This is a genomic window from Roseateles albus (assembly GCF_028595345.1).
Classification (GTDB): domain Bacteria; phylum Pseudomonadota; class Gammaproteobacteria; order Burkholderiales; family Burkholderiaceae_C; genus Paucibacter_A; species Paucibacter_A albus.
The window spans coordinates 137,578-163,764 of sequence record NZ_JAQQXT010000011.1 but is presented as its reverse complement, the minus strand read 5'-3'; the positions used below and the strand labels follow the sequence as shown (position 1 = coordinate 163,764).

Annotated in this window: 24 protein-coding genes; 3 read left to right on the top strand and 21 right to left on the bottom strand. The window is 65.1% G+C overall.

The features are described from left to right. Positions 1-5 precede the first annotated feature (5 nt). The 12 genes from PRZ03_RS17660 to PRZ03_RS17605 all read right to left on the bottom strand — a co-directional run bounded on the left by PRZ03_RS17660 (position 6) and on the right by PRZ03_RS17605 (position 16,997). Complete coding sequence (locus PRZ03_RS17660; RefSeq protein ID WP_273601539.1) at positions 6-932, bottom strand: response regulator; 927 nt, start codon at positions 930-932, stop codon at positions 6-8. Further along, on the bottom strand, positions 932-3,124 hold the full coding sequence (locus PRZ03_RS17655; protein ID WP_273601538.1) for a hybrid sensor histidine kinase/response regulator: 2,193 nt from the start codon (positions 3,122-3,124) through the stop codon (positions 932-934). The genes PRZ03_RS17660 and PRZ03_RS17655 overlap by 1 nt, the downstream gene beginning before the upstream one ends. Before the next feature lie 204 nt (positions 3,125-3,328). After that, a complete protein-coding gene (locus tag PRZ03_RS17650; RefSeq protein WP_263534812.1) occupies positions 3,329-3,553 on the bottom strand; it encodes a CsbD family protein in 225 nt (74 codons plus the stop codon). A 34-nt stretch (positions 3,554-3,587) separates the two neighbouring features. Continuing rightward, positions 3,588-3,911, bottom strand: a complete 324-nt coding sequence (locus PRZ03_RS17645) for a BON domain-containing protein (RefSeq protein WP_273601536.1) — start codon at positions 3,909-3,911, stop codon at positions 3,588-3,590. Positions 3,912-3,954: 43 nt separating this feature from the next. Next, the gene (locus PRZ03_RS17640) at positions 3,955-4,467 is read right to left on the bottom strand and encodes a ferritin-like domain-containing protein (protein WP_273601564.1); all 513 of its coding nucleotides are present in this window, start codon (positions 4,465-4,467) and stop codon (positions 3,955-3,957) included. Between the two features lie 157 nt (positions 4,468-4,624). After that, positions 4,625-13,318, bottom strand: a complete 8,694-nt coding sequence (locus tag PRZ03_RS17635) for a GH36-type glycosyl hydrolase domain-containing protein (RefSeq protein ID WP_273601535.1) — start codon at positions 13,316-13,318, stop codon at positions 4,625-4,627. A gap of 3 nt (positions 13,319-13,321) precedes the next feature. After that, complete coding sequence (locus tag PRZ03_RS17630; RefSeq protein ID WP_263534815.1) at positions 13,322-13,564, bottom strand: hypothetical protein; 243 nt, start codon at positions 13,562-13,564, stop codon at positions 13,322-13,324. Positions 13,565-13,580: 16 nt separating this feature from the next. Then, positions 13,581-14,495 carry an OmpA family protein gene (locus PRZ03_RS17625; protein ID WP_273601534.1) on the bottom strand — a complete coding sequence of 305 codons (915 nt, stop codon included), beginning with the start codon at positions 14,493-14,495 and terminating at the stop codon, positions 13,581-13,583. Positions 14,496-14,545: 50 nt separating this feature from the next. Next, a complete protein-coding gene (locus PRZ03_RS17620; RefSeq protein ID WP_263534817.1) occupies positions 14,546-14,962 on the bottom strand; it encodes a DUF4398 domain-containing protein in 417 nt (138 codons plus the stop codon). A 115-nt stretch (positions 14,963-15,077) separates the two neighbouring features. Further along, positions 15,078-15,629 carry an NADPH-dependent FMN reductase gene (locus PRZ03_RS17615; RefSeq protein WP_273601533.1) on the bottom strand — a complete coding sequence of 184 codons (552 nt, stop codon included), beginning with the start codon at positions 15,627-15,629 and terminating at the stop codon, positions 15,078-15,080. Between the two features lie 37 nt (positions 15,630-15,666). Then, positions 15,667-15,990 (bottom strand): chaperone modulator CbpM, encoded by a 324-nt coding sequence (locus PRZ03_RS17610; RefSeq protein ID WP_273601532.1) that lies wholly within the window; start codon positions 15,988-15,990, stop codon positions 15,667-15,669. A gap of 23 nt (positions 15,991-16,013) precedes the next feature. Then, a complete protein-coding gene (locus PRZ03_RS17605) occupies positions 16,014-16,997 on the bottom strand; it encodes a DnaJ C-terminal domain-containing protein (protein WP_273601531.1) in 984 nt (327 codons plus the stop codon). A 302-nt stretch (positions 16,998-17,299) separates the two neighbouring features. Here PRZ03_RS17605 and PRZ03_RS17600 point away from each other — a divergent pair, with 302 nt between their 5' ends. The 3 genes from PRZ03_RS17600 to PRZ03_RS17590 all read left to right on the top strand — a co-directional run bounded on the left by PRZ03_RS17600 (position 17,300) and on the right by PRZ03_RS17590 (position 19,696). Next, a complete protein-coding gene (locus tag PRZ03_RS17600; protein ID WP_263534821.1) occupies positions 17,300-18,019 on the top strand; it encodes a Crp/Fnr family transcriptional regulator in 720 nt (239 codons plus the stop codon). A gap of 145 nt (positions 18,020-18,164) precedes the next feature. After that, positions 18,165-18,890, top strand: a complete 726-nt coding sequence (locus PRZ03_RS17595) for a Crp/Fnr family transcriptional regulator (protein ID WP_273601530.1) — start codon at positions 18,165-18,167, stop codon at positions 18,888-18,890. A gap of 113 nt (positions 18,891-19,003) precedes the next feature. Continuing rightward, complete coding sequence (locus PRZ03_RS17590) at positions 19,004-19,696, top strand: Crp/Fnr family transcriptional regulator (protein WP_273601529.1); 693 nt, start codon at positions 19,004-19,006, stop codon at positions 19,694-19,696. A gap of 139 nt (positions 19,697-19,835) precedes the next feature. Here the strand turns inward: PRZ03_RS17590 and pepA are convergent, their stop codons facing one another. The 9 genes from pepA to PRZ03_RS17545 all read right to left on the bottom strand — a co-directional run bounded on the left by pepA (position 19,836) and on the right by PRZ03_RS17545 (position 26,069). Beyond that, the gene (gene pepA / locus PRZ03_RS17585; RefSeq protein WP_273601528.1) at positions 19,836-20,645 is read right to left on the bottom strand and encodes a flocculation-associated PEP-CTERM protein PepA; all 810 of its coding nucleotides are present in this window, start codon (positions 20,643-20,645) and stop codon (positions 19,836-19,838) included. Positions 20,646-20,865: 220 nt separating this feature from the next. Then, positions 20,866-21,513, bottom strand: a complete 648-nt coding sequence (locus tag PRZ03_RS17580) for an ABC-type transport auxiliary lipoprotein family protein (protein WP_273601527.1) — start codon at positions 21,511-21,513, stop codon at positions 20,866-20,868. Then, complete coding sequence (locus PRZ03_RS17575; RefSeq protein WP_273601526.1) at positions 21,510-22,475, bottom strand: MlaD family protein; 966 nt, start codon at positions 22,473-22,475, stop codon at positions 21,510-21,512. Before PRZ03_RS17575 ends, PRZ03_RS17580 begins: the two co-directional genes overlap by 4 nt. Beyond that, positions 22,472-23,344 (bottom strand): ABC transporter ATP-binding protein, encoded by an 873-nt coding sequence (locus PRZ03_RS17570; RefSeq protein WP_273601525.1) that lies wholly within the window; start codon positions 23,342-23,344, stop codon positions 22,472-22,474. Before PRZ03_RS17570 ends, PRZ03_RS17575 begins: the two co-directional genes overlap by 4 nt. After that, entirely contained in the window at positions 23,341-24,477 is a 1,137-nt protein-coding gene (locus PRZ03_RS17565; protein ID WP_273601524.1) for an ABC transporter permease, read from the bottom strand. Before PRZ03_RS17565 ends, PRZ03_RS17570 begins: the two co-directional genes overlap by 4 nt. A gap of 10 nt (positions 24,478-24,487) precedes the next feature. Continuing rightward, positions 24,488-24,877, bottom strand: a complete 390-nt coding sequence (locus tag PRZ03_RS17560) for a hypothetical protein (RefSeq protein ID WP_273601523.1) — start codon at positions 24,875-24,877, stop codon at positions 24,488-24,490. After that, a complete protein-coding gene (locus PRZ03_RS17555; RefSeq protein ID WP_273601522.1) occupies positions 24,874-25,230 on the bottom strand; it encodes a hypothetical protein in 357 nt (118 codons plus the stop codon). The genes PRZ03_RS17560 and PRZ03_RS17555 overlap by 4 nt, the downstream gene beginning before the upstream one ends. Further along, positions 25,227-25,418 (bottom strand): hypothetical protein, encoded by a 192-nt coding sequence (locus PRZ03_RS17550; protein ID WP_263534831.1) that lies wholly within the window; start codon positions 25,416-25,418, stop codon positions 25,227-25,229. The genes PRZ03_RS17555 and PRZ03_RS17550 overlap by 4 nt, the downstream gene beginning before the upstream one ends. Before the next feature lie 153 nt (positions 25,419-25,571). Beyond that, positions 25,572-26,069, bottom strand: a complete 498-nt coding sequence (locus tag PRZ03_RS17545; RefSeq protein ID WP_273601521.1) for a BON domain-containing protein — start codon at positions 26,067-26,069, stop codon at positions 25,572-25,574. Positions 26,070-26,187: the final 118 nt, after the last annotated feature.

Genomic DNA, 26,187 nt, shown 5'->3' with positions numbered 1-26,187 from the left:
AATCATCAAACCTCGACCTTGTCAACTGGCTGCCCGACTAGCAAGCGGCTAGGCTTATGCGCAGGCGGCGCTTGCATTGGCGTCGGCAGCAGGGACTGCTTGCAAACCTTGCAAGCCTCGGTCAAGACTTCGCAGCCAATGCCGCGATAGCCGACAAAACCAGATCGCTGGTCGAACATCGGTTCACCGCTGACGCGGTATCGGTGCTCGACGCCGTCAGCGCCGGTGCGGCTGAAGCTGAAGTCCAAGAAGGGCCGGCGGGCCGCAATGGCCGCTTGCACCTGGGCTCGCTCGACTTCATTCCAGCCGCTGACACTGCCCTTGTTTGCGTGCCCTAGAAATGCGCCCAGACCCAGGCCCAACAGCTCTTGCACCGGGCCGGACACGGTGGTGAAGTCGCCGCTCTCGTTTTGTTCCCAATACCAATCGGCGGCCAACTCGGTCAAGCGTCGAAAGCGGCTTTCGCTCTCGCGCAGCTCGGCGGTTCGCTCAGCCACCGTGCGCTCCAAGAGCTGGTTGAAGCTGGCCAGCTTTTTGTACAAGAGCCGCACTTCCAGCATATTGTGAATGCGCGTCTTGACCTCCAGCAGGTCGAACGGCTTGCTGATGAAGTCCTTGGCCCCTGCTTGCAAGGCGCGCAGCTTGTGGGCCGGTTGAGCCGTCAACACGATCACCGGCAAGTAACCGTCGGCGTGCAGCGGCTGCAGCGCCGCCATCACTTCGAAGCCATCCATGCCCGGCATCTGCAAGTCAAGCAGGATCAGATCGAAATCATGCAGCTGGTGCAAGGCGCAGACTTCGGTGGGCTGCATGGTCGACCAGACTTGCGTATAGCCGGCGCCGTGCAGCAGCCGCTCGAACAACTGCAGGTTGGCATCCAGATCATCGACGACCAAGATGCGCGCTTGAAGAATACTGGCTTCATCACTCATCATGTGCTCTCTTTCTCAAACGCCGGTCTTGCAGCACCGCTCAACTGGCGCTCCTGCAAGGCCAGCGCCAGCGTGGCGAAAAATTCGTCGACCCGAATCGGTTTGGTCAGGTAGCGGAAAAACCCCGCCTCCAAGCCCTTGGCAATGTCGCGCGGCATCGCGTTGGCGCTCAGCGCAATCACCGGAATAGCGCTCGTCAAAGGATTGCCGCGCAGCACCTGCAAGACTTGGAAGCCATTGATGCCGGGCAAATTGATGTCCATCAGAATCACGTCGGGCAGGGCCATCAGCGCCAGCTCCAAGCCTTGGCGCCCATCGCGCGCCTTCAGAAGGCGCAGGTCGGCTCGCCTTGCCAACAGCTTTTCAATCAAGAGCATATTGGCCGGGTTGTCCTCCACATAAAGCAAGGTGGCCACTCCCGCCGGCGCTTGCTCAGGCTTGACCGGCGGACTGACCGGGTCTTCGGCCAAGGTCGCATCGGCATCCCACTGCGGGGCAAGCGCTTGCTGCAACTCGATCCAGAACACGCTGCCAATCCCCGGCTGGCTGCGCACGCCGATCTCGCCGCCCATCAGCTCCATCAAACGCTTGCTCACGACCAAGCCGATGCCGGTCCCTTCGGTCGCGCCGCCTTCTTGGCCGAGGCGGTTGAAGGGCTGAAATAGTTGTTCGATCGCCGCCGTGCTCAGGCCTTCGCCATCGTCTTCGACACTCAGGCGCAGACGCGTCTCAGCGCCCGAGTTGCCCGCAGCGGCTGTGCATATGACCCGCACCTCACCGCCGCTGCGGTTGTACTTGATCGCGTTGGAGAGCAGATTGATCAACACCTGTTTGACCCGGGTGCGGTCGGCGGTGATGAAGGCCGGGCCCTCGGGTGCGGTGAAGTTCATCCTGATGCCGGCCCGCTGCGCCTGCGCTTCCATCATCGCCTGGCAATCCAGCAAGACCTCGGCCAGCGACATCGGCTCGGGTGACAGCGACAGCTTGCCCGACTCGATCAGGGCCAGGTCAAGAATCTCATTGATCAGCTCCAGCAGATACCAGCCGGCCTGCAGGATCTGATCGATGCTGGCCTGCTGGCTGGGCACGGGCAGCGGCTCGCCCGTCTCCATCAGCTGAGCAAAGCCCAGAATCGCATTCAGCGGCGAGCGCAGTTCGTGGCTCATGCTGGAGAGGAAATCGGACTTGGCTTGATTGGCTTTTTCCGCCACCACCTTGGCGCTGCCCAGCGCCACATTGACGTCCTGCAACACCAGGTCGAGCGCCTTGCGCTCGGTGATGTCGCGCGCGGCGGCAAACACGCCCTGCAGATTGCGGTCGCGGTCGTAAAAAGTCGTGGCGTTATAGGACACAACAGTTTGTTTGCCGTCGCGCGCCAGCGCGGTCAGCTCGTAATTGGTGACCTTGTTCTCAGCCAGCACCCGTTTGATGCCGGCCTCCGCGCGCAGCGGATCGGTGAAATAGTTCTTGAACGGCGCCCCGATCAGCTCATCGCGGGTGCAGCCGGTCAGCGCCTCCATCTGTTTGTTGACGTCGGAGATGATGCCGGCCGGGTCGGTGGTCATGATCGCGTCGATATTCGCTTCGATCAGCGAGCGGGTGTAAAAGTGCTGGTCACGTAGGCGCTGGTCGAGCTTTTTGCGCTCCTCCTCGATCTGCTTGCGCGCGGTGTTGTCGGTGCCGATCAGCAAATAGCCGATGATGGCGCCGGCCGCGTCGCGCAGCGCCGTCACCGACACCACCGCCGGGAAGCGGCTGCCGTCCTTGCGGATATAAGTCAGCTCATAGATGTCTTCGATGCCGCGCGAAGCCTTGAACACCAGCGCCTCAAAGCCCGGTGTGATGGTGGTTCCCAGCTCCACGCTGAGCGCTTGGGCACGCGCAATCACTTCCAGCGGGTCGGAGATATCGGCCGGGGTGATTTTGTTCATCACATCGGCGGCGGCAAAGCCCAGCATGCGCTCGGCGCCGACATTGAAGAGCTGGATCACGCCTTTCTCATCGGTCGCGATGCTGGAGAAATTAGCGCTGTTGAGAATGGCGTTTTGCAGCGCGCCGGTTTTGAGCAGGGCGGCTTGGCGGCGCTGCTCGGCGCTCAGTGCGGAGCCAATGCTGACACCGGCGTCGCCATCATCTTCGGCATCGGCAAAATCCTGCACCGCTGGCGCAAGGGGTAAAACAGCATCCAACATGGGGCGATCCTCGAACAGCGTACACAAACCCCGAAAACAGGGCAACGCTCATCGGGCCGACCTAGCCAGCGGTCGAACGAACAAGGCGAGGAAGGAAAACAAGCGCCCAAGCTCTTAGGAACTTGGGCGCTTGAATAGTCACCTACAAGGCGTCTGCCGTCTGTACGCTGACGCACATTGACAAGCAATCGCCAAACTAACTCTTTAGTTAGCCGGTGTGAACCAGTCGTCGGTGGCGGAACGTTCCCAGGCACCGATTTGCGCCTCGGCCTCGTCCTTGGCGACGCCGTAGCGTTCCTGGATCTTGCCGGCCAAGATTTCGCGGCGGCCGGCGACAACATCAAAGTCGTCCTTGCTCAACTTGCCCCATTGCTCGGTGGCGCGGCCGGTGAGCTGTTTCCAATTGCCTTCGATGCGGTCCCAATTCATAGCTAACTCCTGAAATGTGGTGATTGAATGAGGTTCAAGGACGAACGGTGATTTCGTTCTTGACGGCCTTCACGCCGTTGACCTTCCAGGTCAGGCTTTGAGCCATGTCCTTTTCTTTCTGATTCTTGGCGAAGCCCGACAGCATCACGGTGCCCTTCATCGTTTCCACGCTGATGGCGGCGGCGTCGACTTCCGTGTTCTCGACGAAGCGGGCCTTGACGGCGGTGGTGATGGCGCTGTCATCGATATAGGCGCCGACCGGCTCTTGGCCGCGCGTGACGGCGCAGCCCGTGGCGGACAGCAGAGCGACAGCGGCGATCACGCCAGCCAAGATATTGCGTGCATTGAATGTGTTCATGGTCAGTCTCCGTTGGGGTTAAAAAAATGTGCGGGCTGTGGCCTTAGGCCACCAACCAGTCTTTCAATTCGTCGGCATGTTCTTGCTCATCGCTGAGGATGCTTTCAAGCATGCGGCGGGTGGTGCTGTCCTTGTCGCCTATCAGGCGGATCAGCTGGCTGTAGCATTCGATCGCGACCCGCTCGGCGATCAAGTTGGCGCGGATCATGTCCTTCAGATCGCTGGACTCGTCGTAGGCCGCGTGGCTGCGCTCGGTCAAGGAAGCGGGCGAGAAGTCCGGTTCGCCGCCAAGCTGCACGATGCGCTGTGCCAGCAAGTCGGCATGCGCCGCCTCCTCATTGGCGTGAACCATGAACTCCTCGGCAATCTTGGGCGAGGCCAAGCCTTGCGCCGTGAAGTGGTGGCGCTTGTAGCGCAAGACGCAGACCAGTTCGGTGGCCAAGGAGTCATTCAGCAGCTTGATGATGTCGGCCGCCCAGGGCCCGTAGCCGGGCGTCACCGCGCCCTGATCGAGGCTATTCTTGGCGGCCTCGACGGCCGCCATATCCAGTTGCATGGCCGGCTGCAGTTGTGGCTGCTGCGGTGCTCTGTCGTGGTCTTTGTGGTGTGTCATGGCGCGGTCCTGTTTGGGCTTGCTGGCTGGCTTGATCTGCTGGGCCGGGGCTGGCCCCAAGCGATAAGCCCACTTTAAAAAAACGGGCCCTGAATCACCATCAGAGCGCAACGCCCGCCGCTGTAGGAGAAGGCCGCGCGGGGCTGTGGGCTGCTGCCGGCACAAGATGAACAAGAGGCACGACAAAGCTGCTCGGCACCGCGTTGGCCGGCAGGTCGGACCAGGCCAGGCTTTCACCCGGCAGCAAGACCTGAGCCCCTTCGGCCGCGGCGCTGGCCAGCGCTTCGGTCCTTGTACAGCGCAGCAGCACAAAGCGCATCACCCGCCCATCCCGCCTGAGCGTCAGCTCCACGCGCGGCCAGTGACTGGGCAGGCAGGGCTGGAAGGAGAGTTGGCTCGCCTCCAAGCGCAGGCCACAGATCGACTCGATGGCGGCGCGGTGCAGCCAGGCCGCCGCGCCGGTGTACCAGCTCCAGCCCCCGCGCCCCACATAGGGCGGCTGGCTGTAAACATCCCCGGCCAGCACATAGGGCTCGGCGCCATAGACCGGGCCACGCTGCGGGTGAGCGGCCCGGTGCGCCGGGCTCAGGTAGCTGAAGTAGCGGTATGCGGCGTCCCCTGCAGCTTCACCCTCAGGCCCATCTGCCCGCTCGGCAGCACCCTGCCCCAGCTGCGCCCTGGCCATCAAGGCCCAGACGCCGGCATGCGAATACTGGCCGCCGTTCTCGCGCACTCCCGGCGGATAAGCCTGGATATAGCCAGCACTCGGCACAGCCTTGGCCAGTGGTGGGTCAAGCAAGCGCAAGAGGCCGGCGTCTGAGTCGATCAAATGGCTTTGCGCGGCCGCCATGGCCATGCGCTGCAAGGCCGGCGGCGCCGCGCCCGACAGCACACTCCAAGCCTGCGCGATCAAGTCGATGCGGGCTTCGGCGTTCTGGCTGCTGCCCAGCGGCTCGCCGTTATCGAAGAAGGCGCGCTTGAACCATTGCCCGTCCCAAGCCGGCCCGATCAGCGCCGAGCGCCAGCCAGCAGCGGCCGACTCCCAGGTAGCGGCACGAAAGCTCTCGCCGCGCGCCCGCGCCAGCGGCGCAAAGTCAGTCACCACGCGGCACAAGAACCAGCCCAGCCAGACCGATTCACCGCGCCCCTCAGCGCCCACGCGGTTCATGCCGTCGTTCCAGTCGCCGCTGCCCATCAAGGGCAGGCCATGGACGCCGACGCGCAGGCTGCGGTCCAGCGTGCGCGCCGCGTGCTCGTAGACCGAGGCAGCCTCTGCGCTCTGCGTCGGCGTGTAATACGCATCCTCGGCGCCGGCAGGGATCTGCGCGCCATCAAGGAAGTGCACGCCTTCTTCCAAGAGCCCGGCGTCGCCGGTGCAACGCAGGTAATGCGCGCAGGCCAAGGGCAGCCACAGCAAATCATCGGAGAAATGCGTGCGCACCCCTGCGCCCAAGGGGCTGTGCCACCAATGCTGCACATCGCCCTCAACAAACTGGCGCGAAGCGCACAAGACGATTTGCTGGCGCAGCAACTGCGGCGCGGCCCAGGCCAATGCCATCGCATCTTGCAGCTGATCGCGAAAGCCGGTGGCGCCGCCGGCCTGGTAGAAGCCCGCCTTGGCCCACAACCGGCAGGCCACGGTCTGGTAAAGCAGCCAGCGGTTGACCAAGGCATCGAACAAGGGGTCAGGTGTTGCTAGCTCGGTGGTTCCCAGCAGCGCATCCCAGCTCGCCTGCGTGGCGCCGAGGCGCTGCGCGGCGGGCACACCGACGGCCTGCTCGGCCAGCGCCAAGGCCGCGGCGGGGCTGGCGCCATAGCCGAGCAGGAACACGCGCTGCGCGCTGGCACCCGGCGCCAGTTGCAACTCGGTCGCCAGTGCGGCGCAGGGGTCCAGGCCAGCACCATCGCGCTTGCCCAAAAAGTCGGGCATCACCAAGCGGCCGCGCGCATCGAAGAACTCGCGCCGATCGCAGGTCCAGTCCACGCTCTCGGCCCCAGGCCCATGTTTGCCGGCAGGCTCGGTGGGCGCCGCCAGGGCAAAGAAGGCCGTGCCCTCGCCAAAGCCCTGCCCCTGCTCGCGCTGCGTCGCCAGCAAGGTGTTCAAGCGCCGGTCGCTGGCGCGGGTCGGCTTGGACAGGGTTTGCAGCGTGCTGCGCTCGGCGCGGCCGGCACCCATCTGCCACTCCACCATGCCCAGCACCCGCAAGGTCAAGCTGCGGCTGCCATGGTTGACGAAGGACAGCTCGATTTGCTTGACCGAAGTCGCCGCATCGACACACCAGGTCGCCGCAACGCCCAGATCGCCCCTCCGGTGCTTGATCACGCTATAACCCTGACCGTGGCGCACCTCATAGCCAAGCTCGGCCTCGCCCCAAGCGCCAGGCGCCACGCTCCAGACCGCCAGCGTCGCCATATCCTGCAGCAAGAACCATTCACCCGGCGGGTCGGCCACGGCATCATTGGCCCATGGGGTGAGTTGATTCATGCGGCTGTTCAAGGCCCAGCTGTAGCCGCCACCCGACTCGGACAGCTGCGCGCCAAAGTCGCGGTTGGCCAGCACATTGATCCAAGGTCGCTGCGGCTTGCGCTGTGCGTCGACCTCGAAGCTGAACTCGCCCAGCTCGGGTGTGGCGGCGCCGCCAAACTTGCCTTGAAATTGCTGCGCGGAAGTCTGCACATGGGGCCCGAGCTCAGGGCCCACGACCGTGCTTGAAGCCTCCAGGCGTGCATCCAAGGCCTGCTCATGCTGGCCCAGCCAGTCCGCAATATGGTGCGGCAGCGGCCGGCCGTCAGCATGCAGGCGCAGGCAGGCCAGCGTGCGCAGGCTGCTCAGCTCGGAGGGCGAGAGCTCCTCCGCGCGCAGCACGTGCAGGCCGCTCAGGTCTTGCCCGCTTGCGGCGCCGGCCTGGTTTTCGGCCAAATGGCGCTCGCGCAGGGCCAGCAGTTCGCGCTGCAAGGTCATCAGATAAGAGGCCGGCTCGCCGTTGATGATCACCAGATCACAGGCCACCCCGCCCCAAGACCACAGGCGCAGCGCCTTGGCCAGGGTGCGCAGCAGCCCCAGGCCCTGCAGCACCCCTGCCGACACCAGGATCAAGGGCTTGTCGCCCGAGATACCGAAGCGCCACAACACGCGTCGATCACAGACCGCCGTGGCCTCCAACAGTGCGGGGTCCCCATCGTCCGGCGTGGCGGCTTGCGGCCGCGCCAAGCTCAGCAGCAGCGCGGTCGTGACCGACTGCAGCGCGGCCAAATTCTCGGCACTCAGGCCCAGCGTGCGCAAACGGATGCAAGTCAGGGTGGCCGACATCAGCGTGGCCCGCTGCACATGGCTGGGTTGGCGGTATTTGTCGATGATGGCGTCCAGCTTGGCGCGGCTGTCGCAAGCGGCGGTGGCAAAGGTCAGCACCACCTTGGCCTGCGGCGCGATGTGTATCCGCGCGGCCAGGGCGCAAACCGGGTCCAGTCCGGTGTCCTGTTCGGCCGGCATGCCGGGCTCAGCGCTGTCATCGGCGTCAAGGGGGGTCTCAAAATCAGCCAAGGGCCGGCCAGCTTGTCGATTGCGGCCCAGCCATTGCTGACGGTCGGTCTGGCAGCGCAGGCCGAGCAGATGCGGCCCGCCGTCGGCCAGAAAATGCGCCGCCAACACACCCTGCTCGGTGTCCAGGCGTGGCTTGCGCTCAAACAGCAGCGCCTGATCCTCGGCCTGCCATTCGGCGCGCAAGAAGAGCTTGGAGAAGGCCGGATGCGCCTCGTCAGCGCGCGGCTCGGCCAGGGTCGGCTCGAAGGCCGAGATCAGCTCGAAGTTCAGCGTTCGCTCGCTCAGATTGCGCAGCTCGACCTGGCGAAACTCGATATCGTCTTCAGGGCTGACCCAGACGGTCAGCTTGGCCTGCAACTGCGGCCATGTCGCCTCGAAGCAGACGGTATCGGCATGAAAAGTACTGCGGTACTGAGCGGCCGGATCGGGCGCCGGATGCTGGGTGAGCGACACCAAGCCGGGTCCGGCAGAGGGCGTCAAACCACGCAGATAGAAGAAGCTACCCAGCGCGTCACGCAAGGCATCATCGCGCCAGCGGCTGATGCCGACCCGCCCCCAACGGCTCCAGCCCGCACCATTGGCGCGCAGCGAGACGCTGTAGCGCCCGTTCGACAGCAGATGGGTCGGAGCCACGGCGGTCTCGCCCGGCAGCACTTCGCGAAGCAAGCTGGGCGCGCGCAACTCCCGCGTGGGCTGCACCCAACCTTGCGGAGGCTCGAACAAGACCGGCACCTCGCGCGGCGCACGCTCATGCAGCAGCGAGGCGACCGCCTCAATCTGCGCCGGCGCCATGCCCCAGCGCTGCGCCACGCCGCCCAGCAAGACATTGGCCAGCGCCACCACACTCATGCCCTGGTGGTGAGCCATAAAGGTGCTGACCGGGGTGAAGCGGGCCTTGCCGGCTTGGCGGGCGGGTGAGTAGTCAAGCGCCTCGATAAATCCATAACGCCCTCGCACAGCGGGGCTCAGCCCCTCCAGCAGGGCAAAATTTCGGCAGGCCGCCTGCGGCGCGATCTGCGCGGCCAGCGCGGTGGCGTAGGGCGCAATCACCAGCTCATCGCTAGGCGTGCGGCGCAACGCCAGCCTGGGCACACCTTGGGGCGCGTACTGATAGGCCAGCGTGTAATCGCGCCCGGCAATCGCTGATTCTGAAATTCCCCAAGGCGTTTGGTTCTGCGCGGCAAAGCGCATCTGCTCTTGCAGCGCGGCCAGGCAGGCTTCACGCAAGACGCTGCCATGCGGCTCGTCCAGCACCAGGCTGGGCATCAAATACTCGAACATCGAGCCCGACCAGGAACGCAGGCCCGCCACCTTCGCGACCGCAAAAAACGGCCGCCCGAGTGCGCACCAGTGGCGCACCGGCACATCGCCCTTGGCCACGGCAAACAGGCTGGTCAAGCGCGACTCCGAGGCGAGCAAATCGTAAAAGCCCGAGTCCAGCTGCTGCTCGGCGACGCGGTAGCCAATATGGAAAAGATGGCGCTTGGGGTGGTAGAGGAACTTGAAATCCGCCTCCATCGCCAAGCGCTCGAAGGCGCCGGCCAGCGCCAGCAAGCGGCCGATAGCCGCCGGCTGCTCGGCGGCCACCAAGTCCAGCGCAGCCGAGCGCCGCGTGGCTCGCAGATCGGCCAGGCACCAGCGCAATTGCTCGCGCACAGGTGCACCTGCGCCGCAGCGGCTGGTCAATAAAGGGGCGAGCCGTTCTTGTGCGATGCGCTGCGCACGCGCGCCCGCCTCGGTGTCAAAGGGCGCTTGCGCCAGCTTGCGGCAGGCCTGTGCCGCGGCCAGCAAATGGCCACACAGATTGCCGCTGTCCACGGTGGACACATAACGCGGCAACAACGCGGCCCCTCGTTCAGTGTCATACCAATTCAAGAAGTGACCCCGGTGGCGCTCCAGCGCGGCAAGGCTGGCCAGCGTCGCTTCGAGCCGACTCAAGAGCTCCTGCGTGCCTATCCAGCCGAACTCGCGTGCGCAAGGGACAGCCAACAGGTACAGGCCGATATTGGTCGGCGAGGTGCGATGCGCCAGCATGTCTTGCGGGTCGGTCTGAAAATTGTCGGGCGGCAAATAGCGGTCGCCGGGGCCTATGCAGCGCTCGAAAAAGCGCCAGGTATCTCGCGCCACGCCATGCAGATAGACCTGCTCGGCGGCCAAGAGCACGGGCTGCTCACAGGCCAGATTCGGGCGGCTCACCCACCAACTCAGCAGCGGCGCCGTCAGCCAGGCGCCGCAGAGCAAGGCCGCCAACAGGGGATGCTCGGTGCCCGTGTAGAGCAGGCCCACAAACAAGAGCAGGGCCAGCAAGGGAGCGCGCCAATGTTGGCGCAAAACCGCAGGCAGCGCCGTCTTGGCGGCGGCTTGCGCGGCCGCGGCGGTAGTCCATTGCAGCAGCCGGCGGCGGCTGATGAACATACGGAACAGCGCGCGTGCGACAGCGTCCAGCGCCATCAGCGCCTGCTGCATCAACTGCCCCAGCAGCCAGGCCCCACTGAGCAAGGCGCGCAGCAAATCGCTGCCGGCGCGCCCGTAAAAATGGCGCAGGGCAAGATCATCTCGGCTCGGCGCAAAGCCAGCCAAGGCACCCAGCAAGGGCCCCGCCGCCAGCGCGGCCCACACCAGGCCCAAGGCCACCCAGATCGGCGCACCGTCGCCCGCCAGCGAAAGAACCAGCAAAGCCATGGACGCCGGCGCCACCAGGGAGCGGCGCAAATTGTCAAACATCTTCCAGCGGCTGACGGCCCGGAAGGGGTAACGCCAGGGGTTCATCAGAATCGGCAGTAACTGCCAATCGCCACGGGTCCAGCGGTGCACGCGCGACGCGGCCACGTCGGCATGGAAAGGGGCGTCCTCGACCACGGTGATGTCGCTGACCGCTGCGCAGCGAGCCAGCGCGCCCTCCAGCAAATCGTGACTCAAGACCTGGCCCTCGGGCAAGCGCGCATGCAGCACGGCATGCAGCGCCTGCACATGCAGCAGGCCCTTGCCACTGAAGCTGCCCTCCTGGAACAAGTCCTGGTAGACCTCGGAGCTGGCGGCGCTGTAGGGGTCGATGCCGCATTGGCCGGCGAAGAACCAGTGGTAGAGCGTGAAGTCCTTGGGCGCCGGCAGCGGCGTGACCACGCGCGGCTGCAAGATGCCATAACCCTGGGCGACAAAGCGCCCGCTCGGATCAAGCCTGGGCTGGTTATGCGGATGGGCGGCCACGCCGACCAGTTCGCGCAAGCGCCCCGGCGGCAGCTGGGTGTCGCTGTCCAGGGTGACGATGTAGCGCGTGTTCTGCATGGGCGTGGACAGCTCGCCGAGGTCGACGAAGCTGGACTCACCGCCGGGCTCGGCCAGCAGCGTGATCAGTTGCTCCAGCTTGCCGCGCTTGCGCTCCCAGCCTATCCAGGCCTGCTCGGTGGGGCTGAAAGCCCGGCGGCGGTGCAGCAAGATGAAGCGCGGCGCGCGCTGCTCGCTCAGCTGCGGATGGCGCAGATTGAGTTTGCTCAGCTGTGACTGGGCCAGCGCCAGCAAGGCCGCATCGCCTGCCAGCTCGGGCGAGGGCGCATCGAGCCAATCGCTCAACAAGGCGAACTGAGCCTGAGGCTCTGGATTGGCAAGATAGTGCAGGTGCAGGCGATGCACCAACTCGGCCACGGCCGCCGCGCTGCTCAACATCGCCGGCATCACCACCATCACCCGATGCTCCGGCGGTATGCCTTGCGCCAAGGCCAGGCGCGGCAAATGGCTGGGGCGGGCCGACTCGCTGACCAGCCGATTGATCACCGCCACCACCGCCTCTGAAGCCGGAAACAACATCAGCAAGGCCACCAAGGGCCAAGCAGCCTGCGCCGGCAAGCCCCAGGCCACCAGCCCAATGCTGCCGCAGAGCAGCGCGCAAAGATAAAAAGGCAGGGCCAAGCGCCGCGTGCAGCGCTGCAGCAGGCCGATGTGCCGCCCTGGCAGACCCAGCGCGGCCCACAGGGCGGGCCTGCCAGCGCCGCTGAGCCAATGGCTGGCGTCTGTTTTGCTGGCGTGCGCTTGACTGGCATCCGTGTCCTTGGCGTCGATCGCCCCATGCGACACGTCCATCAGGCCCAGCAAGGCCTGCGCCACGGCCACCTCGCTGCGGCCGCTGCGCCGCGCCAGGCGCTCGATCGCGTGCAGGCTTTGGTCGCGGCTGACCATATGCTCGGCCGCAAATACCGGCGAGCCCATCATCACATGCATCAGGCTGCTGCTGCGCGCGACGATGTCGGGCCAGTCGGCGTCACCGATGGCGCGCAAGCTGGTCAAGGCATTGCTGACACTCAGGTTGTCGGCGGTCTGATCGGCGGTTTGCTGCAGCTGTGCGGCGGCCAAGTCGGGCAAGGCCTCGCTCAACCAGCGCGCCCGCCAGGAGTCGCTCAGGCGCTCCCCGGTCATGCGCTGATCCTGCAGGCGCTGCGCCATCTGGGCGAGGAAAATCCGCCCGACGCCGCGCCGGTTCAGCAGCGCCAGCAAGTCCTCCAGCGCACCGGTGGTGAAGCTGTCGAGCCGATCAAAGCAAAGGTTAGCGACTTCGCGCGCAGCCTTGTTGGTCGCCACCCGCTCGGCCAAGCGGCGCAGGTTTTCCACCAGCACGACCCGCAAAGTGGTCGGCAGCGCCCAGATCTCGCGCAGGCTCAGCTCACGCGTTTCTTGGTAGGCGGACAGGAACTGCAGCAGCAAGTCCTCGTCGAAAGCGCCGTCGGTATGGGCGACAAAAGCCCAGGCCACGCCGTAGATGCGCGGCAGGCCAGCGAGCGGCTCGTCCACCAACACCGGCAAGGCGCGGAAATAGCTGCGTGGCAGCCCTTCGTGGACTTCTTTGAGTTGCGCCTCAACCAGGTGAAAGTTATCCAGCAGCCATTCGGCTGCAGGGCTGATGTCATAGCCACTTTTGGCACGCTCGCCGATATAGCGGTGGGCCTGGCGCAGCGCTTGAACATTGCTGCGCAGGCGCGGAAAGAAGCTCGCCGCAAAGGCGCTGGCGCGCTCGGCGCTGTGGGTCGCACCGAGGCTACGACCATGCTGGGCGAAGCGCTGCTGGCCGAAGATCTCGGCCCGGATCGGTGCTTGCAGTGCGCCATGCTGGCTGCCCAGGATGTCGCACAGCAGGGCCGAGGCTTCGGGCAGCAGGCGCTGCAACTCGCGCGGAAACGCGGCAGCCCCAAAGGTCTCCCGGACCCCTCTCGGGGCGGCGGGCGCAGCAATGCTGCGACCTTGGGGGCGCTCAGAGCTGCCCATCGCTCAGCCCAGCAAGACGCTGCCGACCATCAATAGCAAGAGGGCCAGAATCAGGCTGGTGATGAAGCGGGGAGCGACAAAACCGTGCAAGCTCTCGGCCGCACAGCGCAGCCTGAAGACGGCGCCGCTATTGGCCCGGCACAGGCCCAGGTGCTCGCCCATGGCTTGGAGTTCGCCGGGCGAGGTGTCGGCGCTGTCGCCAAAAGACGAGGTGCTCCAGGTGCCGGCAGCGTGTTTGTAAGACATGGTGTGCCCCATTCGCTTAACGACGCGGACGCACGGGCTGGTCGTTCTCCGAGATATAGATCTCGACTCGACGGTTCAAGGCCCGGTTGCTGGCATTGCTGTTGTCGGCCACCGGAAAGCGCTCGCCGTGACCCACGGTTGAGATGGCTACCGTCGGCAGGCCGTTGCCGGCGCTCAGCAGGGCGGCCTTGACCGCGTCGGCGCGGCGCAGCGACAAGGCGTCGTTCAAGGCGCTGCCGCCACTGTTGTCGGTATGGCCTTCGATCAAGACCTGGCGCTTGGGGTTCTGCTGCAGATAGTCGGCCAGCTTGCGCATAGCCTGTTGAGCCGCAGGCTTGACTTCGGCACGATTGAGCTCGAACAAGACGTCGCCCAGCGTCACCAGCATGCCGCGTTCGGTCTTTTGCGCCTGCAATGCCGACAACTCGGCTTGCGCTTTGGCCGCGTCTGCCTGCGCTCCTGCGGCTGTCGCGACTGCTATTTCCGTGACCTGTTCGGCCGCAGCGGCTTGACGCTGCGCGACGCCGGTCTGCTTGCGCGAACTGGCCAACTCCTGGGTGCGTTGATCGGCGCGGGCGCGCTCGCGCTCGGCCACGCTGCCGGCCACGGCTGCGTCATTGCTTTTGGCCAAGGCCACTGCAACGGCGCGACGCGCTTGTTGATTGGCCACATAGGCCGCGCTGGCCAGCTCGGGGCCGTCATCGCCCTTGGCCAACATGGCGTTGGCGCGGCCGAGCGAGTCGGTCGCGGTCTTCAATTCCAACGGTGCATGCGTGCGCACCATCGGGTCGCCCTCGGCGCTTTGCACGGCTTGCCGCGCTTGGGTCAAAGCGGCCGGCGGCGCCGGCGGCGTGCTGGCGCAAGCACCCAGCAAGAGGCTGGTCAACAGCAGGCTGGAAGTCTTCTTGGGAGAGTAGGCGAATGATGTCATGGGGCTGGTTTCCTGTGGGTTTGGCGGCGGCAAACGAATCTTTTGTTCACTTACTTGCGCGACATCTCGTCGCGCAGCTGACGGATGCCTTCGCGCACCTCGGCCAGCGCGCGGGCCGAGCGCACCGAGCGGGCTTGGCTCTCGGCCAGGGCCGCGTCGGCTTCGGCCTGTTCGGCCAAGCGGCGGGCCAGTTCAAAGTCCTGCTTGGCAAAGGCCGCATTGGCCAGATTGAGCTTGGCGCGCGCGGCGGCAACTTCGACGGGTGCGTCGACTGCGGCGGAGGTGTCGGCGCGTTCCACGGCGGCCTTGCTGACGGCCATTTGTGCGGTGGGCGGCGTGCTGGAGCAAGCCGCCAACACGGCGACCCAAGCGAGCACAGCGGCCGAAGCCAGCTTAGGCCCAGCCTTCATGGCGGGGCGCTGGGCCGGTATTGCTTGCATTGCTGCTGTTGTGTTGATGTTTTTCATGGCTTCTCCATAGGTGATCAAGGACTGCAGCCATCATGCTGGCGGGGGGGCGCGGCCACCATCAGCAGAGCCCGCGCGCCCTTGTCGGACAGGGCCTACAGCAAGGCAGCAAGATTCAATCTGCGTGCCGCTTGAGCCAAGCGAGGTAATGCTCGACCCAACGCTGCATCAAATCCTTGACACTGGCCCCGAAGCCTCCGTCTGCATCAAAGAGGCCGGGCTGAGCCTGCAAGAACGCCTCGGGCGCGGGCATCAGCGGCACATCCAGGCAAGACAGCACATTGCGCAAATGCTGCTGCGCCGCCGCGGTGCCTACCGCCCCCGGCGACACGCCCAAGAGCCCGGCCGGCTTGCTCGCCCAAACGCTTTGGCCGGACGGGCGCGAGCCATGATCGATGGCGTTCTTGAGGACGCCGGGGATGGAGCGGTTGTATTCGGGCGTCACAAACAGCAGGGCTTGCGAGGCCTGCACATCGGCCCGCAGACGCTGAACGGCGGCTGCGGGCTTGGCGTCGTCGTCCTGGTTGTAGAGCGGCAAGTCTCCGATCTCGATTGCTTTGAAGCTGATCCAATCCGGCGCCAAGCGCATCACGGCGCCGGCCAACTGCCGATTGAGGGACTCGCGGCGTAGGCTGCCGACGATGAGGGCCACTTGATAGTTCTGCATAGAAGTCTCCGCAAAAAGGAGCTTCGAACTTACGATCTCAAGTCTGCCGGGTCTGTGCGTTAGGCAACGCTGCGAGCTGCTGCTTCAGTTGCTGAATTTCATCCAGAAGATCCAAAACCAGGGCGGTGCCGTGCGGGCCCAGATCGAGTTCGCGCTGCAGGCGCAGCGCCAAGCGAGCACGGCGCAACGCGGCGCCCTCGAACATCCATTGCGACATGTCCTCGTCCATGCGCCCGAACACGCCCTCGCGCACCAACTCGACCAGGCACAAACTCTCCACCTGGCATGCTTGGCTGAGCCCGCTCAGCGTGAATCTCAGCTCGCGCTCGACCAGCATCGCTTGCTCGAGTTGTGGGGCCATATTCATTGCCATCATGTTGCTCCTCAAGCCTGCACCGAAACGCGTGGGTTGAAAGCGCTGAACTGCGCCGCCATGCTGCGGTAGGCGTCTTCGGCCGCCTGCGTGTCGGCCGGCGGCAGCTGCACTTGCAACACCGCATAGAGATCGCCGGCGGCACCGGCATTGAAGGCCGGCAAGCCACGCCCTTTGAGCCTGAGCTTGCGCCCGCTTTTGGACGCCGGCGGCACCGTCAGGGCCAGCTCGCCGTCGGGGGTTTGCACGGTCACCGTCGCACCCAAGGCCGCCTCCCAGGGTGCCAGCGGCAGGTCCATGAACACATCGCCGCCCTCGACCCGAAAGCGCGCATCCGGCAAAAATGCAATCTCAAGATAGAGATCCCCTGGGGGCGCATCACCCGCGCCAGCATGGCCCTGCCCCGCCAGCCGCAGATGCTGACCGGCCTGTATGCCTTTGGGGATGCGGATCTGGATGCGCTTGTTTTGCATGCGCGCGGCGCCGCCCGCGTCAAGCATGGGCACATGCAAGGTGATGGTGCGCTCGGCGCCCCGATAGGCGTCCAGCAAAGCAATGCTGACCTTGGCATGCTGGTCTGCACCGGCGCGTTGCGAGAATTCATGCGGCGCGCCTCGGCCCTTGCCACGCCCGGCTTGGCGGCCAAACAAGGCCTCGAAGAAGCTGCTGTGGCTGCCGTCCGGACCGTTCGCGCCGTTCGGCCCACCCGCGAATTCGCCGCCTTCGAAGGCAAAACCATCGCTCCAACCCGGCGCCGGCTTGAACGCCTTGCCGCCTTGCGCGTCTTTGTCGATCGCGTCATAGGCGGCGCGCCGCTCCACATCGCAAAGCGCCTCATGCGCCTCCGCGACCTCTTTGAAGCGGGCCTCCGCGTCGGGCTCTTTGCTGACGTCGGGGTGGTACTTGCGCGCCAGCTTGCGATAGGCGCGCTTGATCTGATCGGCCGTGGCGCTGCGCTCAAGCCCTAGCGTGCGGTAATAGTCCTTGAACTCCATGGCTTGGGGCTTCCGCTGTGTGTGAATGCGCAGCGCTGGCCCTCAGGGCCGCGCTTGCTGCCCGGCATTTAGCTCGGCGGCGACACGCTCGGTCTGTGCGCCAGCGCACACAAGCGGCGGCATTTCTCGCCTGCATTGCGCCAAAGCAACGCGCTCACCGGTCAGCCCCCCTAACTTCATCGGCAGGGCCGTTTCAGCCACGGTAGCCGTCTACACTGCCGGTTCAACCTGACCAGGCCCCTCACCGCAAGCTTTCGCCGTTATTGGCCGTATTCGCCAATATTCGCCGCCTGGAGTTTCTGATGGGTGCCCCCTCAAACCTTCGCAAGAATCACCTGCTCGACGCCCTGCCCGAGCCGGAGTGGCAGCGCCTGCTGCCTCATCTTGAGAGCGTCGACATGCCGCTGGGCTTGGTGCTGTACGAGCCGGGCAGCACGCTCAGCCATGTCTACTTCCCCACCAGCGCAATCGTGTCTTTGCTCTACGTGATGCAAAACGGCGCTTCGGCCGAGATCGCTGTGGTCGGCTTTGAGGGCCTGCTGGGCATCTCACTCTTCATGGGCGGCGATTCGACCCCCAGCCGTGCGGTGGTGCAAAGCGCGGGCCAAGGCCTGCGGATGAAGGCGCAGGCCATCAAGGACGAGTTCAAGCGTTCCGGCCCGGTGATGCATTTGCTGCTGCGCTACACGCAGGCGCTGATCACGCAGATGTCCCAAACCGCTGTTTGCAACCGCCACCATTCGCTCGACCAGCAACTCTGCCGCTGGCTCTTGCTGAGCCTGGACCGCCTGCGCGGCCAAGAGCTGGTCATGACCCAGGAGCTGATCGCCAATATGCTGGGCGTGCGCCGCGAGGGCGTGACCGAGAGTGCCTTGAAGCTGAGCCAAGCCGGCTTGATCCGCTATGCGCGCGGCCACATCACGGTGCTGGACCGCCCCGGGCTGGAGCGGCGCAGCTGTGAATGCTATGCCGTGGTGAAAGAGGAATACAAGCGTTTGCTGCCCAGCATCCTGGCAGTTTGAACCACGCGACTTCGGGCCTGCGATCCAAGCCCCCTGTTGGGCTGCATCTGTAGGACAGAGTTGACAGCAGCATCAGCCCCCGGCTGATGTTCAGCGAGGCGGTGCAGGGCAAAGATGGAAGCTCCAAAACGCATCGGAGCCCGTCATGAAACCAAAGCTCTTCCCGAGCTGCGAGCCGCGCCAGAACCAACTGCTGGCCAATCTGCCCGACGAGGATCTGGCACCTTGGGCTGCAGCGCTGGAACCGGTGGCGCTGAGCCTGGGCCAGGTGCTGTGCGAGTCAGGCAGCACCGCAGCCTACGCCTATTTCCCGACCACGGCCATTGTCTCGCTGCTCTACCTGACGCAGGACGGCGAGTCGACCGAGATCGCCGTGGTGGGCCGAGACGGCATGGTCGGCGTTTCGCTCTTCATGGGCGGCAACGCCACGCCCAGCCGCTCGGTGGTGCAAAGCGCGGGCATGGGGCTGCGCCTGCCGGCCCATCTGGTCAAGCAGGCCGTCACCAACGCCGGAGCCCTCCAGGCCATGCTGCTGAGCTATACCCAGACCTTGATGGCACAGGTGGCGCAGACCGCCGCCTGCAACCGCTACCACTCCATCGACCAACTGCTGTGCCGACGCCTGCTGATGGGCTTGGACCGCTTGCCCAGCGAGGCCATGATGATGACGCAAGAACTGCTGGCCAATCTGCTCGGCGTGCGCCGCGAGGGCGTGACCGCCGCCGCGCTCAAGCTCAGTCAGGCCGGCCTGATCAGCTATAGCCGAGGCCGCATTGCGGTGCTGGACCGCGAGCGCCTGGAACAAAGAATGGGCTGCCCCGCCCCTGCCGCCAAGCCGCGCAGAACAGCGCCAATGCAAATGGCCGCGTGAACATGGAATGAGCATGACCGCGCAGCCAACCGCGCTTGAACGGCCCTGAGAAGGTCTCAGGGAACGAATCCGAACCACAAGCACGGGGTCGTCCACACCCCGGGAGCGTCATCTTGACCCAGGCCGACAACCACCTGCTTGAGCTGCTGCCGATGCCCTCAAAGGAGCGCCTGCTTGCACTTTGCGAGCCGGTGCAGCTGCGCTTGTCCGATCGCCTCAGCGAGCCCGATCAGCCCTGCAGCCATGTCTACTTTCCGGTTGATGCCTTTGTGTCCCTGCTGGCCTTGACCGATGGGCATCCCGGCCTGGAAGTGGGCATGGTCGGGCGCGAAGGCATGGTCGGGGCGCATCTGGTGCTGGGCGTCGACCATGCGCCCGTACGCGCCTTGGTGCAAGGCACGGGCCTGGCGTGGCGGCTTGCGACGGACAGTTTCCAGGCCGAGCTGGCGCTCAGCCCAAGCTTGCACAGCCTGCTGCAACGCTTCGTCTATGTGTTGATGGCGCAGACCGCGCGCTGCGCCAGCTGTTTGCGCTTTCACCTGATCTTGCCGCGCCTGGCGCGCTGCCTGCTGATGAGCCATGACCGGGCGCATGCCGATGACTTCTACGTCACCCATGAATTTCTGGCCGATATGCTGGGCGTGCGCCGCGTCGGTGTCACACAGGCGGCCGGCAAGCTGCAAAGCCAGGGCTTGATCGCCTACCACCGGGGCCATGTCTCGGTGCTGCACCGGGCCGGCCTTGAGGCTGCAGCCTGCAGCTGCTACGGCCTGGACAATGCGCTCTACGCCAAACATCTAAGCTGATTCGGGCTTCAGTTTGGCTCCGCATAGGGGGCAAAAAGCCCACGCCACAACCTCGAAACAAAACGGCAAGGAAAGCAGGCGACAAAAAGGGCGGACGCCAAAACATGCGCGCCCGCCCTTTGTCAAGTCAAGGCTGTGTTCAGCGCTTGCTGCTGCGGCGACGGGCCACAAAGGTGAGCGCGGCCAAGCCGGCCAGCATCAGCAAATAGGTCTCAGGCTCCGGCACGGCGGCGGTGAAGTTGATCGATCCGCCACCTTGGCTGATCAAGAAGCCGCCTGCCATCGGCGAGACCTGCGAGCTCGTGTTGGTGAAGGCCGTGATGGCCTGGCTGAAAAAAGGCGCAGGCAGTTGGAAGAAGCCGCCCTGGCCAGGCGCTACTTCAAAGGTCAAACTGGCCGCAGCCGAGGGCGTGAAATGTACACCGTCGCCGCTCGGAATCGACACCACGCCGCCGGAGATCAGGCTGCCGCTTGCCAGCACCACTTCACCGCTGGCGGTCTCGGTGGGCGTGCTGCCGCTGAAGCCGAAGCTGGCCGGGCCGTTATAGCCGTACATCGTGTAGTTGAGCGCGGTCAAGGCGCCGAACGTGATGCCCTGCGCGGGATTGCCACCGGAAGTGACACCGCTGCCGCTGAAGGCAATGTACATGCCGTAGCTGCTGTTCAGGCCGGCCGGCGTGAAAGTAGAGCCGCCCAACTGCAGGGCACTGAAGGACAGATAGCCGCTTTCCGTGAAGCTGCCGCCAGGGCCAGAAAGCACGGACGAGTAGTTGGAGATCAGGATGTTGTCGCCCGTGAATGCGGCACCAGCCAAGCCAGCCGCCGCCGGGTTGAAAGTGAATTGCGGCAAGGCATCGGCCGAGGCGCTGGCGCAAACCGCCGCCAATGCCAATGCCATGGCGCTGCGCTGCAATAGCGGCTTGAAGAAGGAAGAGGAAGTCAAAGTCATGCTGATACTCCAAGATACTGGTCAACACCGAACGGGATGCCCGGCGTTTTCTTTCCTAAGCTCATGGCACCGGCTCTTGGATAGCAAGGGGACCAAACAATGAGCTTAGGTCTGAAGAATAGAAACTTAGTGCTGCCGGTTCTGTGCGTTAGCGCACCCAAACGCAGACATAAAGCACTGACTTCCTGGCAGCCGAGCATCAGGGCGGGGCAAGCCCAAGTCAGTGCGTAAAACCAGGTGCCCGCACCAGGTCGGCCAGCAGTTGTTGCAGCGCTTGATTCGCCGCAATCACGCCACCGGCGGCGTCCTCGCTGGGCGCCGCCACGCGTACATCGAACTCGCGGCTGGCCAAGACCTGGCGCGTCGCGTTGTCGAGCAAGCTGGCCCGCAGCGTCAGCCGCAGCTGGCTGGGTATATGGCAGAAGTCCTGCTGCAAGCGGATCAGTTCGGTGTCCAGGCTGAAATCCGCAGCCGCCGCGCTGGGCGCTGCAAAGACGGCTCGAAAGCCGCCGCCCGCCTCGAAGGCAGTCAGCAAGAGCGGCGCCAACATCCGCGCCGGCGTGTCCGCCCATTCATGCTTGGCAAAATAGTCCAGGCGGTAGGGTTCACGCAGGTAGATGATGCGGCGGCTGTCGAAGCCGGCGGCGGCCTGCGGCGGATTGATGCGCAAGCTGGCTTGCACCGGCGCTATCTTCAGGCTTGGCAGGCTTGCCAGGCTTGGCAAGGCCCGCGCTGCGCTGTCCCTGGTCAGCAGATGCAAGGTCGGCGGTGGCGCGGGCTTGGGCAGCAAGCTGCCGCAAGCGCCCAAACCCAGCACGGTGACCGCGCAAACAAGGCGCAAAACACCCGCAAGCAGATTTGGTTTCATGGTCTTTCTCCTCTCGGCTTGCGCGTGGCTTCAAGCGCTTCGCCTGGGCCGTCGGGCACCGCGCCCTGGCCCAGAATCAGCGCGCCGGGGTTGCGCTCGGCCTGCTCGCTTAAGCGCCGCAACGAGGCGGCCAGCACGGCCATCTCGCCCATCAGCTGCTGCAACTCGGGCAAGGCCACGGCGCTGAAGCGCTTGATGTCGCCGCCCACATCGACCACGGTGCGGCCCGCGCTGCTGCTGGCTTGCGCGGTCTCAAGCCCCATGCGCTCGACAGCCAGCGCCGCACTGTCAATGCGGGCCAGCAAGGGCCCGGCTTGACGCTTGAGCTGCCCGGTCAATTCAGCACTGTTGTCAAAGGTTTTTGCCGCGCTGTTCAGGCCGGCATCAATCGTGCTGCGCCGCTCGGCCAGGGTATGGGTCAACAAAGCGATATCGGCCAATGTGCTGCTGAAGGCCTTTTGATTCTGCGGGCTCAGCAAGGCATTGAGACTGCTCGACGTACTGTCGAGCTTGGTCAAGACCGTGGTCAACACATTCTCCAAACGAGCACTGAGCGAAGGCTTGCTGCGAATCAGCGGATAACGCTCGGGCGCCACCGCCTGCAGCGGCGCAGAGCTTGCGGCGCCGCCGTCCAGCTCCACATAGGCAATACCGGTCAGACCTTGGGTCTTGAGCACGGCGACGGTGTCAACACGGATCGGCGTGCCCCGGTCGATCGCAAACAGCAGGCGCACCCGCTTGGGGTTCGCAGCGTCGAGGCCGATCGCCTGCACCTTGCCCACATCCACGCCCATGTATTTGACCGGCGCGTTCAGGTTCAGACCCGCCACCGACTCTTCCATGATTGAAAGATAGATGTCTTGCCTGGTTTGCCAAGCGCCGCCCGAGGCCAGCCACAGCAGGCCCGCGATCAGCAGCGCGCCGAGCACAAGCACAAAGCCGCCAACCAAGGCGAAGTTCACTTTGGTTTCGATGGCGTGCTCCCGGCTTGTTGTTCTTGTGTCGGCTGTTTTGTCTGCCGCTTTGCCTGCTGTTTTTCCTGCTGTTTTGCCTGCTGCTGCGCCTGGCGGCCGCGTGGGCCGTCAAAAAATTGCCGCACCGCCGGCAGCTGCATGGCGGCCAACTCCTTCATCGAACCTATCCCCGCCACGCTGCCATCGGCCAGCACCGCGACCCGGTCGGCCACCTGCCAGAGCAGGTCCAGATCATGGGTGATCATCACGATCGTCAGACCAAACAGCTCGCGCAGTTTGAGCACCAACTCGTCGACGCCGGCGGCGCTGACCGGGTCCAGCCCGGCGGTGGGCTCGTCCAGAAACAGCAGCTCCGGGTCCAGCGCCAGCGCCCGCGCCAGCGATGCACGCTTGAGCATGCCGCCGCTCAGCTCGGTCGGATACTGCGCGCCCACCTCGGGTTTCAAGCCTGCCAGCTGCAACTTCCAGGCCGCCAGCTCCTTGATCAGACCATCGTCCAACTCGGTGTGTTCGCGCAGCGGCAGGCCGATGTTCTCCAGCACCGTCAAGCTGCCGAACAGTCCGCCATGCTGAAACATCACACCACAGCGCAGGCGCAAGGCCAAAGCATCCGCGTCGCTGATGCCTTGCAGCGCCACACCGCAAACGCTGACCGTGCCGGCATTGGGCTGCTGCAAGAGAATCATCTCGCGCAACAAGGTGGATTTGCCGGAACCGCTGCCGCCAATCAGCGCGAAGATCTCGGCCCGCCGCACGCCCAGGCTGATGTCGCGGTGGACGACGTGATCACCAAAGCTGGTGCTGACGCCGGCCATTTCAATCACGGTGTCGGTTTGTGAGGCGGCAGCGTTGCTCATAGATCCAGCGCGCTGAAGGCGACCGAGAACAAGGCGTCTGCACTGATGACCAAGAAGATGGACTGCACCACGCTGCGGGTGGTTTGGCGACCGACGCTGTCGGCGCCACCCTTGGCGCGAAAACCCTGGAAGCAGCCGACCAGCACGATGATGGCGGCAAACACCGGCGCTTTGCCTATACCAATCAGGTAGGACGTTACGCTGACGGCCTTGTGGAAACGCTCGATGAATTCGGTCGGCGTCACGTCCAGCTTGACGCTGGCCATCAGCATGCCGCCCAGCACGCCCAGCACATCGGCGAACAAGGTCAGCAGGGGCAAGGCAATCACCAGGGCGACCAGCTTGGGCAGCACCAACAACTCCAGCGGCAGCAGCCCCAAGGTGCGCATCGCGTCGATCTCCTCGCTGACGACCATGCTGCCGATCTGCGCCGCATAGGCCGAGCCCGAGCGGCCGGCAATGATGATGGCCGTGATCAGCGGCGCGAACTCACGCAGCATCGCCAGACCGACCAGATCGGCGACAAAGATATTGGCGCCGTACTGGCGCAGCTGGCCCGCGCCTTGGTAGGCCAGCACCACGCCGAGCAAGAAGGACATCAGGCCGACGATGGCCAAGGCATCAAGCCCGGCCAGACGCAGATTGAAAAGCATGGGGCGCCAGCGAAAGCGCGCGGGCTTTGCAAAACAGCGGCCCAAGGCCAGCGCGTTCTCGCCGACGAAACTCAGCAAGGCCAAGAGCTCAGCGCCAGCGGACGAGCCGCTCGCCACCGAGCTGCGACCCAGCCGCTCCAGCACGCCCGGTCGCGCCCTTGGGGACTCGGCCACCGGCGCGGTCTTGGCCAGCTGCTCGCCCACCACCCGCAACAAGGCCGTCATGGGCGCGGGCAAGTCGACCAGCGGGGCCTGCTGGCCCGCTGTCCCAAGGCGCAGCAAGAGCTTTTGCAAGACATAGGCGCCCGCGCTGTCGAGCGCCTTCACACCAGCGGCCTCAATCTCCAGCCCGCCGCCCGGCTGGGTAAAGGCTGCGGCAGCCAGTCGCGCCGGCAAGTCGCCCAGACCCAGCGTCGTCCAGCATCCGGCCAAGACAAGCCGCTGCGGCGTCGCTTGGCTGAAGCTGGCGGCTGCATCCATGCTGGATGAACTACTTGATTGGCTTTTCGAGCGCTTTTTCTGGAGGGTTTTCGGGCGTTACCAACTCCCGCAGCAGGCCGCCGCCGGCGACGCTGCCGCTGGCCGGCATGCGCATTCTGGCAATGCATTCATAGCGCTCCGGCGCGGGCAAGGCCATACAGCGCTCATGCGCATTGCGCTCGTAGGCGGCGGGGTCAGTGACCAGTGCTCCGCGCTTGGCTTCGGCCAGCGCGGCGCCGGCCTCACGCTGGCAATCGGCCCGGCTTTGCGAGGCCTGCGCGCTCTTGCATGCGGCCATCTCTTGCTGGTAGCGCTGTTGCGCAGAGGACGGCTGCGCCGCCACGGCCGCACTCAGCAGCGCGGCAGCCAGAAAGAAGCTGCTGTGGAGGGTCTTTTTCATGGGGAACTCCTGGTCTTGAGAAGGGATGCCGGCACTGCGGCATCGGCTCGCGCGCTGGCATTCAGCGCCAGCAAACAAACTTCTTGCCGGCGCCCGCCGACCAGCTGTGTGCATTGGCGCGCTTGGCCCAACTGGGTGACCTTGATCGCTCGGCGCACTTGTTCCTGGTCGACCGAAGCCTGCAAGACCGACTGCAGCGCCAGCAGCAAAGCCAGGCCAAGCAAAACCGCCCCGCCCGCCCAGCACCAGCGCGCTCGCTTGCTCGGCCCCTGGTTGCCGATGCTGGTGCCTGTGCGGGCGCGGGTGCTAGCGCGGCTGCGGCCACGTGCAGCCTGTAGCGCGTGGGCGCTCATGCGGCCTGCGGTGCTGCGCCGCCCTGATCAAGCGCTGCGGGCCAGAGAGCCCCGAGCAAAGCAGGGCAGGCCGACTCGAAACCGATCGCGCCCAGCCCTTCGACATGGAAGTCGGCGCTGCTGCGCCAGCCAGCCGCTGGCCGCTCGCCCGCAGACGATGGGTCACATGCGTTCAATTCATCCGTCATCAGAGACCCCGAAAGCCGACCCAGCGACAGCGAGCCTTGGCTGTGCCCATCTTCAGTCGCTGCAGACGCCTGCGCCATCGGCCAAAAGCGGGTCGGCTTGTAGGACGGGCCCGACAGCCACGCGAGCGGCCTGGCGACTGCTGCCGCGCGCTTTCAGGGCCTGGCCTTGGGCTTGACCGTCACCTGGTTGTCCACGCTGATCACACCCTTGACGCCCAGAGCGATCTCGCGCGCCCGGCCCACGGCGACAAAGTCCGCCACCGTGCCGCGCAAGACCACCCGGCCCTGACTCGCATCGACGTTGATGCTGGCCGCGCTCATCACGCTGTCGGCGGCCAATCTGGCCTTGACCAGGGTGACGATGCCGGCGTCGCCGAGATCGGCGCCGACTTGCTCGCGGATGTCGAGCGAAGCCTGCTTGACGTCGCGCACCGCTGCGCTGGCGGCCAGGGCCGCAGCGGCGGCCTCGCGCTCCATATTGGCCCGCAAGGCGTCGGACTGCCGCTCGACCTTGGCGATGCCGTCATCCAGCTGCTTGCCCGGCGTTCGCCCGGCCTCATCTTCTTTGCTGCAAGCAGCGAGGCTCAGGGCGATGATGGCGGCAGCCAGGGCACGCATCATTTGCGGCGATGGATTTTTGGGAATTTTCATATGAGGCCTTTTTGAATATCAGGCCGAGAGCCTAGCCAGCGCGGCGGCGATCCGATGCAGGCCGAGGCCGCCAGTTCTTGTCGGACGGGTCCGACAAAAACTCCGGCTATGTACGCTG

What these genes read in the sequence shown, in the direction of transcription:
- PRZ03_RS17660 (WP_273601539.1), bottom strand. Translation starts at nt 932, where the DNA reads ATGAGTGATGAAGCCAGTATTCTTCAAGCGCGCATCTTGGTCGTCGAT.
- PRZ03_RS17655 (WP_273601538.1), bottom strand. Translation starts at nt 3,124, where the DNA reads ATGTTGGATGCTGTTTTACCCCTTGCGCCAGCGGTGCAGGATTTTGCC.
- PRZ03_RS17650 (WP_263534812.1), bottom strand. Translation starts at nt 3,553, where the DNA reads ATGAATTGGGACCGCATCGAAGGCAATTGGAAACAGCTCACCGGCCGC.
- PRZ03_RS17645 (WP_273601536.1), bottom strand. Translation starts at nt 3,911, where the DNA reads ATGAACACATTCAATGCACGCAATATCTTGGCTGGCGTGATCGCCGCT.
- PRZ03_RS17640 (WP_273601564.1), bottom strand. Translation starts at nt 4,467, where the DNA reads ATGCAACTGGATATGGCGGCCGTCGAGGCCGCCAAGAATAGCCTCGAT.
- PRZ03_RS17635 (WP_273601535.1), bottom strand. Translation starts at nt 13,318, where the DNA reads ATGGGCAGCTCTGAGCGCCCCCAAGGTCGCAGCATTGCTGCGCCCGCC.
- PRZ03_RS17630 (WP_263534815.1), bottom strand. Translation starts at nt 13,564, where the DNA reads ATGTCTTACAAACACGCTGCCGGCACCTGGAGCACCTCGTCTTTTGGC.
- PRZ03_RS17625 (WP_273601534.1), bottom strand. Translation starts at nt 14,495, where the DNA reads ATGACATCATTCGCCTACTCTCCCAAGAAGACTTCCAGCCTGCTGTTG.
- PRZ03_RS17620 (WP_263534817.1), bottom strand. Translation starts at nt 14,962, where the DNA reads ATGAAAAACATCAACACAACAGCAGCAATGCAAGCAATACCGGCCCAG.
- PRZ03_RS17615 (WP_273601533.1), bottom strand. Translation starts at nt 15,629, where the DNA reads ATGCAGAACTATCAAGTGGCCCTCATCGTCGGCAGCCTACGCCGCGAG.
- PRZ03_RS17610 (WP_273601532.1), bottom strand. Translation starts at nt 15,990, where the DNA reads ATGGCCCCACAACTCGAGCAAGCGATGCTGGTCGAGCGCGAGCTGAGA.
- PRZ03_RS17605 (WP_273601531.1), bottom strand. Translation starts at nt 16,997, where the DNA reads ATGGAGTTCAAGGACTATTACCGCACGCTAGGGCTTGAGCGCAGCGCC.
- PRZ03_RS17600 (WP_263534821.1), top strand. Translation starts at nt 17,300, where the DNA reads ATGGGTGCCCCCTCAAACCTTCGCAAGAATCACCTGCTCGACGCCCTG.
- PRZ03_RS17595 (WP_273601530.1), top strand. Translation starts at nt 18,165, where the DNA reads ATGAAACCAAAGCTCTTCCCGAGCTGCGAGCCGCGCCAGAACCAACTG.
- pepA (WP_273601528.1), bottom strand. Translation starts at nt 20,645, where the DNA reads ATGACTTTGACTTCCTCTTCCTTCTTCAAGCCGCTATTGCAGCGCAGC.
- PRZ03_RS17580 (WP_273601527.1), bottom strand. Translation starts at nt 21,513, where the DNA reads ATGAAACCAAATCTGCTTGCGGGTGTTTTGCGCCTTGTTTGCGCGGTC.
- PRZ03_RS17570 (WP_273601525.1), bottom strand. Translation starts at nt 23,344, where the DNA reads ATGAGCAACGCTGCCGCCTCACAAACCGACACCGTGATTGAAATGGCC.
- PRZ03_RS17565 (WP_273601524.1), bottom strand. Translation starts at nt 24,477, where the DNA reads ATGGATGCAGCCGCCAGCTTCAGCCAAGCGACGCCGCAGCGGCTTGTC.
- PRZ03_RS17560 (WP_273601523.1), bottom strand. Translation starts at nt 24,877, where the DNA reads ATGAAAAAGACCCTCCACAGCAGCTTCTTTCTGGCTGCCGCGCTGCTG.
- PRZ03_RS17555 (WP_273601522.1), bottom strand. Translation starts at nt 25,230, where the DNA reads ATGAGCGCCCACGCGCTACAGGCTGCACGTGGCCGCAGCCGCGCTAGC.
- PRZ03_RS17550 (WP_263534831.1), bottom strand. Translation starts at nt 25,418, where the DNA reads ATGACGGATGAATTGAACGCATGTGACCCATCGTCTGCGGGCGAGCGG.
- PRZ03_RS17545 (WP_273601521.1), bottom strand. Translation starts at nt 26,069, where the DNA reads ATGAAAATTCCCAAAAATCCATCGCCGCAAATGATGCGTGCCCTGGCT.